6 protein-coding genes are annotated in these 9,229 nt (G+C 74.1%); all 6 read left to right on the top strand.

Annotated elements, in window-relative coordinates:
• The first annotated feature begins 135 nt into the window (after positions 1 to 135).
• Complete coding sequence (locus AB0398_RS33240; RefSeq protein ID WP_366379401.1) at positions 136 to 1,386, top strand: hypothetical protein; 1,251 nt, start codon at positions 136 to 138, stop codon at positions 1,384 to 1,386.
• The gene (locus tag AB0398_RS33235; protein WP_366379400.1) at positions 1,370 to 2,140 is read left to right on the top strand and encodes a hypothetical protein; all 771 of its coding nucleotides are present in this window, start codon (positions 1,370 to 1,372) and stop codon (positions 2,138 to 2,140) included. Before AB0398_RS33240 ends, AB0398_RS33235 begins: the two co-directional genes overlap by 17 nt.
• Before the next feature lie 206 nt (positions 2,141 to 2,346).
• The gene (locus tag AB0398_RS33230) at positions 2,347 to 2,517 is read left to right on the top strand and encodes a thiazolylpeptide-type bacteriocin (protein WP_031128743.1); all 171 of its coding nucleotides are present in this window, start codon (positions 2,347 to 2,349) and stop codon (positions 2,515 to 2,517) included.
• Positions 2,518 to 2,953: 436 nt separating this feature from the next.
• Positions 2,954 to 4,846 (top strand): AfsR/SARP family transcriptional regulator, encoded by a 1,893-nt coding sequence (locus AB0398_RS33225; RefSeq protein ID WP_366379399.1) that lies wholly within the window; start codon positions 2,954 to 2,956, stop codon positions 4,844 to 4,846.
• Positions 4,847 to 4,971: 125 nt separating this feature from the next.
• Positions 4,972 to 7,278, top strand: coding sequence for a TOMM precursor leader peptide-binding protein (locus AB0398_RS33220; RefSeq protein WP_366379398.1), 2,307 nt, complete (start codon positions 4,972 to 4,974; stop codon positions 7,276 to 7,278).
• On the top strand, positions 7,268 to 9,220 hold the full coding sequence (locus AB0398_RS33215) for a TOMM precursor leader peptide-binding protein (RefSeq protein WP_366379397.1): 1,953 nt from the start codon (positions 7,268 to 7,270) through the stop codon (positions 9,218 to 9,220). Before AB0398_RS33220 ends, AB0398_RS33215 begins: the two co-directional genes overlap by 11 nt.
• Positions 9,221 to 9,229 lie beyond the last annotated feature (9 nt).

Genomic DNA, 9,229 nt, shown 5'->3' with positions numbered 1-9,229 from the left:
CCCTGCCTCCCTTGGCGGTCCGCCGTCCCGTTTTTTTTTGTTCACACCGCGCGGTGTGAACAAAAGCAGACGGACCGTTGCCGTACCCACGGTGGTGGGGAAACGTCGAAATCCGCGAACGGAAGGTACCTTCTGATGCGCCCGACAGAGCTGACGACAGAGCGGGCGGAAGCCCGCATCGAGGATGCGGACAACATCCTGGTCGCGCCTTCGGCGTCGCGGGATGACGAGCTGGTCCGGGACTTCTTCGGGTCCGTCGTCACACCGGAGGAACTCGCCTCCGGTTCGCTCGGCCTCGCGCGGAAGACCGTCTACCTGTACGGCGACACGTCCGGAATCAGCGGCGGCCCGCTGAAAGCCGCGGAGCGGGTCTTCGTCGTCCGGGAGCTGCCGCACGGTCACCGCGAAGGTGACGACGAAACGTGGATCCCCGTCGACCCCGGCCGGGTCCCCCGCCGCGTGCACGGCGTCGGCGTGTACTACCCCCGCTTCTTCGGACTCGACGCCGATCACTTCGGACGGATCCGTGCGGAGCACGCGTTCCAGTCCCTGACGGAGTCCACCAAGCCCGGAACGGCCCGCCGCAGCGGAATCTATCTGACGCCCGTCACGCGGGACGGTGACGCACTGCGTTTCAGCCTGCTCCGGTGCTCCACGAACCTCTCGGGGCCGACCGAGAACTTCCGTCCGACCGACACGCACATCGTCGGGGCACTGAACCGCGAGGCCGCCGCCGTCTTCCGAGACCAGGCGCCGCTCAACCACGTCCTCGCCCAGACCTACCACAACACCCGTGCCACGGCCGAGCGCAAGCAGTCCAAGGCCAGGATCTCGTCGCACGCCGACAAGACCAAGGACATGCCCGTCAACGGCATCATGGCCTTCTGCACCTTCTACGACCGGCTCGACGGCCTGCGGCCCCTGGCCGAGGACGGCGGAGACGGTTTCGACTACGGCGTGAAGGGCGTCAGCGCGCTGACCGGGCTTCACTTCCGCCTCAAGGAGTCGGCCGAGGAGTTCGACGGGGGCACGCTTCCCCGGCGGTTCACCCTGACCCTCCATCCCGGGTCCGTGTTCTTCATGCCGCTGTCCACCAACCGCCTGTACACGCACGAGGTCCGGCCCTCGGCGCTGGACGCCGCACTGCTCCCGACCCGCCTGGGATACGTGGTGCGCTGTTCGAGCACGGAGGCCGTCCACAAGGACGGTCGCACGTTCCTCGAAACGGCCGGTGGACCGGTGGCGCTGGAGCCGCCCACCGAGGACGGTATGAACGAGCTGCGCAGGCTGTACGCCGAGGAGAACAAGTCGTCGTCCTTCGTCGATTACGGCGACGAATTCCTCTTCAGCATGAACACCGGAGACTATCTTGCCCCCCGAATCTAGAATCCCCGACGGGATCATCTCGTGCGCCCTGCCACCCGAGGTCGACCTCTTCGCGGAGCTGTCCGCGTCGGCCCGCCTGGAGGACCTGGGAAAGGGCCGGCGCGGCACCGTGCTCACCAGGGTCGACGAGGCGGGCGGGGTGCCTCTCGTACGCACCACCACGCGATACGGCAGTCCGGCGCGGCGTTTCCGGGCGGTGCACGAACGGCTGGCGCGGCGGGTCCAGGAAAGCGCGGCGCTTTCGGCCGGATTCAACAACGCCCTGGTCGAGATCTACACGAACGCCTACACGACCATGGGCAGCCATTCCGACCAGGCCCTCGACCTGGCCGACGAGTCGTTCATCGCCGTCTTCTCCTGCTACCGGAATCCTGAGGCGGACCCGCCGAGAAAGCTGGTGTTCGGGCCCAAGGGGCCCGGTGACGAGCAGTGCGAGATCCCTCTCGTCCACAACGGAATCGTCGCGTTCTCCGTGGAGGCGAATCGGCGGCTCAGGCACAAGATCGTGTTGGACGCGCCCGGACGGGCGGCGGACAACGAATGGCTGGGCGTGACGTTTCGTACGTCGAAGACCTTCGTCCGATTTCACAACGGACACGCGCACCTCCCGCAGGGCGCGCGCCTCACGGCGGCCGACGACGAGCAGAGGCAGGAGTTCTACGGGCTGCGGCGCCGCGAGAACAGGGAGACGGACTTCGCCTATCCCCCGCTGACGTACACCATCAGCGAGAGCGATCTGATGCCACCCGTATGACCTCGCCCGTGTGACGTCGCCCGTGTGGCCTCGCCCTTGCGACGGCGGCGGATCCGCGCCGGGTGCCGGTGAAGTGCCAGCGATGTGCCAGCGGACCGCCAGCGGAAAGTGCGCCGGTGGTGAGCGGAGGGCGGTGGAATGGTTCCGTACCGGTACCCACGAGGTCACCGGCCGCGGCGATCCGCCCTGACTCATCGGGAGGCACCATGAACAAGGACCTGAGCACCCTCGCGGACGAGATCCTGGAGCTCGAGGCCGAGACGTTCGAGATCTCGGACTACTCGGACGCCAGCGAGGTCGTGCTGGCCGGCTGCACCAGCACCAGCTCCACCTCGACCTCCAGCTCCACCTGCAGCACCACCTCCTGCTCCGCCTGACCTCCGTCGGGGCCCCGGCGCCCGGTCCGCGCACGTCTCCGTGAGGAGGCGCGCGCCGGCCGGGCGTTCCGCATGCCGCCGTGCTCCGCCCCCGGCCCGTGTGAACACCGCGGCAACGCCCGGGAAACGACATGCGGATGTCAATTCGCTTACAGGCCAAGCGAGTTCGACTGCCCACGGGTGAGGACGCCTCCACCAGTGACGCCGCCGGCCCGCGGCTCCGCGCCCTCCTCCCCGCGTGCTCCTGCGGCATTTCACGGCCCCCCTTGACCGTCCGATCTACGCAGGTAGACACTCACCACTGCCACACGGCCGAACCACGCGTGAAGACGGCTTCACAGGCGCTCCGTCCTGCCTGCGGCCGTGGGACACGTCTCCCGGGAGCGCCGTGGCACGCAGGCCCGGCAGGGGTTCAACCGTCAACGGAGGGAACTCGGTGCGTTTCCAGTTGCTCGGTCCGCTCAGCATCACCGACGGGCGTGACGTGGTGGTCCTTCCACCGGCCAAACCGACGTCGCTCCTCGCGGCGCTCCTGGTCCGCCCCGGCGAGGTGGTCCCGGTCTCCCGCCTCCGGCAGGCCGTCTGGGGCGAGGAGCAGCCGGCGACGGCGAAGGCGGCCCTGCAGAGCTGCGTCCTGCGGCTGCGCCGCCTCTTCGCCAAGTACGACATCGAGGACCGGGCGGTGGTCGCGGTGGCCGGCGGCTACCTCCTCCCCGCCGACGACGAGAGCCTGGACCTGCTGCACTTCCGCCGTCTGACCGCCGAGGCCGAGGGGGCGGGAGAGGCCGAACTCCCTCTGCTGCGAAGGGCTCTCGACCTGTGGCGGGGCCCCCTCCTCACCAACGTCCCCTCCGAGCTCCTGCACCGCGACGAGGTGCCCCGGCTGGTCGAGGAGCGGTTACGCGTCCTGGAGCGGGTCTGCGAGATCCAGCTCGCCCGGGGGCGATGTCGCGACGTCCTGGTCGACCTGTGGGAGGCCACCCGGGCCCGCCCCCAGCACGAGGGGCTCGCCGCCCAGCTCATGCGGGCGCTCTACCGGGTGGGACGGCAGAACGAGGCCCTGGCCGAGTACCGGAGGATCAGGGCGCACCTCCGGGACGAACTCGGCGTCGACCCGGGCGCGGAACTGCAAGAACTGGAACTGGCCATTCTGCGCGGCGACGAACCCCGGGGGCACGTTCCGGCCACCGCGTCGCTCGTGTCGGCGCCGCTCGCACCCGCCTCACCCGCGCCCCCACCCGCACTCCCCGGACCCGCGCCGCTCGCGCCCGCGTCGTCCTCCCTCCCCTCCTCTCCTCCCTCCTCCTCCGACGCCTCGGAGACCGCGGGACCACGTCTGCCCCACGTCCCCGGCTTCACCGGCCGCACCCACGAGACCGCCGCCCTGGTCGACCACCTCGGCGAGGGCGCGCGGGGCGGCTCCGCCCCGGTGCTCGCGGTGGTCTCGGGCGGCCCCGGCATGGGCAAGACCGCGCTGGCCCTGCACGCGGCGCACCTGATGGCCGACCGCTACCCGGCGGGCGCCGCGCTGCTGCCGATGAGCGGGGCCGACGGCACGCCCCGGCCGACCGACGAGGCCGCCGCGGAACTGCGCGCGCTCCTCCCCTGCGGCGCCTCCCCCGGCTCGTCCCTGGTGGTGCTCGACGACGTCGTGCACCCGGACCAGGTACGGCGGTTCCTGGACGCGACCGGCTGCGGCGCCGTCGTCGTCACCAGCCGCATGGGCCTGGCCGCCCTGGTCGCCACGCACGGGCCCGCGGTGGTCCAGCTCGGCGCCCTGTCGCCGCCGGAGTCCCGCGCGCTCCTGACCGCCGTCCTGGGGCAGGAGCGGGTGGCGGCCGAGACCGCCGCCGCGCACGCCCTCACGGAGGCCTGCGGGCACGTGCCGCTGGCCCTGCGGATCGTCGCGGCCCGGCTGCTCACCCGGCCGAGGATGCGCCTGGCCGACCACTCCGCGTGGCTGCTGCGCGACCTGCCCGCCAGGCTCGCGCTGCCCGACGACCCCAGGATGTCCGTGCCGCTCGCCCTCGACGGGGCCCTGCGCCGGCTGCCCGCCCCGCTCGCCGACGCGCACCTGCGGCTGGCGCGCCTCGACGGGCGGATCACCGCGCCGGACGCGGCCGGGGCCCTCTCCGTCCCCGAGACGGACGCCGAAGAAGTCCTCGAACGGCTCCTCGACGCCGGGCTCATCGAGGAGGACCAGCCCGGCGCCCTCCGCATGAACCCGCTGTTCCGCGCCCACGCGCTGCACCGGTCCCGCCGTCCCGGCGGCGCGCCGCAGTCCCCCGTCGCCACGGCCCGGCACGCGCTGCCGTCGGGAGCCACCTGACCCGCCCGCCCCGCCCCGATCCGTGACGGAGAGCGGCCACCCCGCCCGTCCTCCACGACCCCGCACGTCCCGCCTTTCAGTCCCGCGCGGCCCACAAGGCCCCGACCCGGAGGTGCGTTCCCCGCATGCCCACGACGCCGTACGAGGAGACCGCCGGCACCCGCCCCAGGGTGCGCCGCGACGTGCTGTTCACCGAGACGCCCAAGGGCGTGATCTTCCACAACGCCGACGGCGGCTTCCAGGTCGGCTCCCCGTCCGCCTACCGCTTCGCCACCCTCCTCGTCCCCCACCTGGACGGCAGCCGGACCGTGGCGGAGATCTGCGAGGGCTTCAAGGAGCCGCAGAAGGCGATGGTGGGCAGTCTGGTCAAGGCGCTGTACGCCCGCGGCTTCGCCCGGCCCGTGCCGGACCCGGCCGAGGGTGACGCGTCCGTGGAGCCGGCGGTCGCGGCCCGTTTCGCGCGGCAGATCGCGTACGTCGACCACTACGTCGACGGTGCCGAGAGCCGGTTCGCCGCCTTCCGGAACACCCGCGTGGCCGTGCTCGGCGACGGTCCGGTCGCCCGCTGGTGCGCGCTCTCCCTGATCCGCAACGGCTGCGCCTCCGTCGGCGTCGAGGCCGCCCTGGCCGAAGGGCCCGCCACGGCGGCGGAGTTCGGCGCGCTCCGGGCGGAGGCGGAGGAGTTCACCGCCGGCGGCAGCCCGGCGGAGGTGACGGTGCTGACGGGCGCGGGACCCGACACGGTCGGCGGGGCCGGCGGCTGGGACGCGTACGCGGGGTACGACGTGGTGGTGGCCGCCGCCGGGCGCGACGCGTTCGGGACCTCGGTCGCCCTGCTGCGGCGGGGCGTCCCGGAGGGCCGGCTCCTGCTCCCCGCCTGGACGTTCGGCGGACGGGTCGTGGTCGGGCCGGCCGGGACTCCGGACTCCGAGGGCTGTGTGGCCTGCGCGGCCCTGCGGCTCGGCGCGGCGGGGGACGCGGCGGTGGCGGCCGACCTGTGGAGCGATCTCGCCCTGAACGGTCCCGCGTCGCAGGGGAGTTTCGCGCCGGCACCGCGCGGTCCGCTCGCCGCGATGCTCGGGAACCTGCTCGGGTACGAGGTGTTCCGGCTGGTGACGGAGGCGCTGCCGGCCGAGACGCGGGGGCAGGTGCTGCTCCAGGACACGGCCTCCTTCGACGTACTGGCGGAGCGGCTGCTGCCCCATCCGCGCTGCCCGCTCTGCCGGACTCCAGCCGCCCCCGCCGGGCCCGTCGACCTCGCGGAGGCGGCCGGGCGGCCCGCCTTCCGGCCGGTGGTCGCCGCCGCCCCCGAGGACGGCGCGACCGAGGGACCGCTCGCGGACCTCGACCGGCGTTCGCTCGCGGTCCGGCCGTCCGTCGGGGTGTTCACCCGGTACGCGGACGAGCCGGTGACCCAGACCCCGCTGAAGGTCGGCGCCGTGGAGGTCGGCCTCGGCGCGGCCGGGACGCGGACCGTCGTCGCCTTCGACGTCCAGCACACGGCGGGCGCCCGGCTGCGCGCGCTCGACGCAGCCGCCGAGGTGTACGCCGAGCACGTCGTCCCCACCGTTCCCGCGGTGACCCTGCCCCCGAACCACGGAGAGGCGTCTCCCCGGGTGGATCCGGACGCGCTGAGCACGGCCACCGGTGCCGGTGGCGATCCGGTCGCCTCCTGGGTCCTGGCCACGTCGCTCCTGACCAAGGAGCCGGTCCGGGTGCCGGCCGGCGCCGTCCGCCCCTTCGGTCCGGACAACCAGGACCGCCGCTTCGAGCCGTCCCGCGCCGGGGCGGGCGCGGGCGCCGGTCTGCCGGAGGCCTCGGCGGCCGGTCTGCTGTCCGCGCTCGCCCACGACGCGCTGCGGCGGTCCGTACGGGGAGCGGGGCACACGGCGGTGATCCCCCCGGCCGTGTTCGACGAGGTCCCCGAGACCCGCTTCCTGCTGCGTTCCGCCGGGCACCTGGGCCTGGACGTCGAACTCCTCGACCTCCGGGAGGAGGAGCGCACCGGGGTGTCCGTGGTCCTCGCCAGGACCCGGCCCGCGGAACGGAACGGAAAGGACGGGCCCGCAGGGGCGGACGGGCCGGGCCGGTGGGCCGTCGGCGCCGCCCTGGACCGGTCCGACGCGGCCACCGACGCCCTGCGCGACCTGCTTGGCGCGGCCCAGCTCGCCGCGGAGGGTGTCCTCGGCACGGAGGGGGTGCCCGACACCGGCGACCCACTCCTCGCGGACCTCGACGCGGCCCTGATCCCGGTGACCGCCGACGGCCCCGCGCCCGCGCTCTCCGCCGTGACCTGGACGGACGTGCTGGAACGCCTCGCCGCCGCGGGCCGGGACGCCCTCGTCGTGCCCACGCACGCCGCCGACCTGCCCGCCGCCGGGATCCACACCGTCCGGGTCCTGCTCACCAGGGCGGCCGGCGATGACCGCTGACCTCGCCGAGGCCCCGGTCGACGGGGCCGGGGAACCGCGGCGCGAGGCCTGCCGCCTCTTCGCCGAGGACCTTCGCGACGCCCTGGTGGACCTGCCGTCCGCGCCCGGCCGCCCGGTCCCGGACCTCGCGGTCTCGGCGCTGGGCGTCCGGGACGCCTTCCGGGTACGGCGGGAGGGGGCCGCCGCGCGCTCCGCGCTCCCCGTCCACCTGTACGGCGGGCACGTCCTGGTCGGGCCCTGGCCCGTGGCGGACCGGCCCGGCTGCGGCGTCTGTCTGGAGCGCCGCTGGCAGGGCGTGCGCTCGGTGGGGCTGCGGGAGGGGCTCGAACTGCGCGGCGGCACCCGGGAGGCGGGGCCCTGGCCCCACCGGACGCCGTTCGCGGCGCGGGCCGTCGCCGCCCTGGTCGCCGGGCTCGCCGCCGCTCCCCCGGACGGCCGGGGGCCCTTCCCGGACGTGTGGCTCGTGGACCTGGAGCGGCTGACCGTGCGGCACCACCCGCTGGTGCCGGAGCCGGACTGCCCCGGCTGCGGCGTCCCGGAGCCGGTGACGGCGCAGGCGGCGGCCCTCGTCCTGCGGCCCGCGCCCCCGTACCGGCCGGGCGCCGGGCGGGTGCGGCCGGTGGAGGCGTACGGCCTGGCCGTGGACGCGTTCGCCAACCCGCACTGGGGCGCGGTGGGTTCGTCGGTGGTGTGCGACGTCACCTCGCCGACCACCTCGGCCACCGTCGGCTGCTTCTCCAGCCGGTCCGGGGAGTACCTGCGGGAGACGTTCTGGGGCGGTCACGCCGACACGTACCGCGCCAGCACCCTGATCGGCGTCCTCGAAGGCCTGGAGCGCTTCGCGGGGATGCGGGCGCGGGGGCGCGCCGTCACCCTGACGGCGTCCCTGGACGAGCTGGGGCCGACCGCCGTCGACCCCCGGGAGACCGGTCTCTACACGGAGGAGTTCCACCGGGCCAACCCGTGGGTGCCGCCGTTCACGCCGGACCGTCCCGTCCCGTGGGTGTGGGGCTGGTCGCTGCGGGACGGGATCCCCCGTGCCGTGCCCGAGGTGCTCGCGTACTACCACAAACCGGGGATCGAGCACCGGTTCGTGCAGGAGAGCTCCAACGGCTGCTCCTCCGGGGGAAGCCTGGAGGAGGCCGTGCTCGGCGGCCTGATGGAGGTCCTGGAGCGGGACGCCTTCCTGCTCGCCTGGCACGGACGGCAGCCGCTCCCCGAGATCGACCCGGCGACCAGCACCGACCCGCGCACCCGGGTCATGGTGGACCGGATGGCCCTGTACGGGTACCGGGCCAGGTTCTTCGACACCCGGATCACCTTCCCGGTGCCCGTGGTGACGGGTGTGGCCGAGCGGTTCGACGGGGGTCCGGCCCGGATGTGCTTCGGGGCCGGGGCGTCTCCGGACCCGGAGGCGGCGCTCGCCGCGGCCCTGTGCGAGATCGCCACCGACTCGGTGCAGCTGCTCCAGCGGTTCGAGCGGAACGAGGCCGGATACCGGGCCATGGCCGAGGACTTCGGGCGGATCACCGGCCTGCACGACCATCCGCTGGTCTATGCGGTGCCGGAGATGGGCCGTCACGCCGACTTCCTGCTCCGCAGGCCCGCGCCGCCCGAGCCCGTGTCCGTGGCCGCTCTGCGTCCGCCCGGCTTCGAGGAGATCGGGGCGGACGTGCGGGACGACCTGCTCATGGCGGTGGAGGCCGTGACCGCCGCCGGGTTCGACGTGGTCGTGGTCGACCAGACCGCGCCCGAGCAGCGGGCCCTGGGGCTGCACACCGTGAAGGTGCTCGTGCCGGGCCTGCTGCCGCTGGACTTCGGCTGGACGCGGCAGCGCGCCCGGCACATGCCCCGGACGCGCACCGCGCTGCGCGAGGCGGGCCTGCGGCCGGACGACCTGACCGGGGCCGACCTCAACCCCGGCCCGCATCCCTTTCCGTGACGTCCCGTC

Origin of the sequence: Streptomyces sp. NPDC086147 (genome assembly GCF_040702165.1) — a bacterium.
GTDB lineage: Bacteria > Actinomycetota > Actinomycetes > Streptomycetales > Streptomycetaceae > Streptomyces.
The sequence above is the reverse complement of the archived record's forward strand: the minus strand, read 5'-3'. Positions and strand labels throughout refer to the sequence as shown.

Bases quoted from the DNA above. Each gene is read 5' to 3' on its own strand.
- AB0398_RS33220 (WP_366379398.1), top strand. From the start codon at position 4,972: ATGCCCACGACGCCGTACGAGGAGACCGCCGGCACCCGCCCCAGGGTG.
- AB0398_RS33240 (WP_366379401.1), top strand. From the start codon at position 136: ATGCGCCCGACAGAGCTGACGACAGAGCGGGCGGAAGCCCGCATCGAG.
- AB0398_RS33215 (WP_366379397.1), top strand. From the start codon at position 7,268: ATGACCGCTGACCTCGCCGAGGCCCCGGTCGACGGGGCCGGGGAACCG.
- AB0398_RS33230 (WP_031128743.1), top strand. From the start codon at position 2,347: ATGAACAAGGACCTGAGCACCCTCGCGGACGAGATCCTGGAGCTCGAG.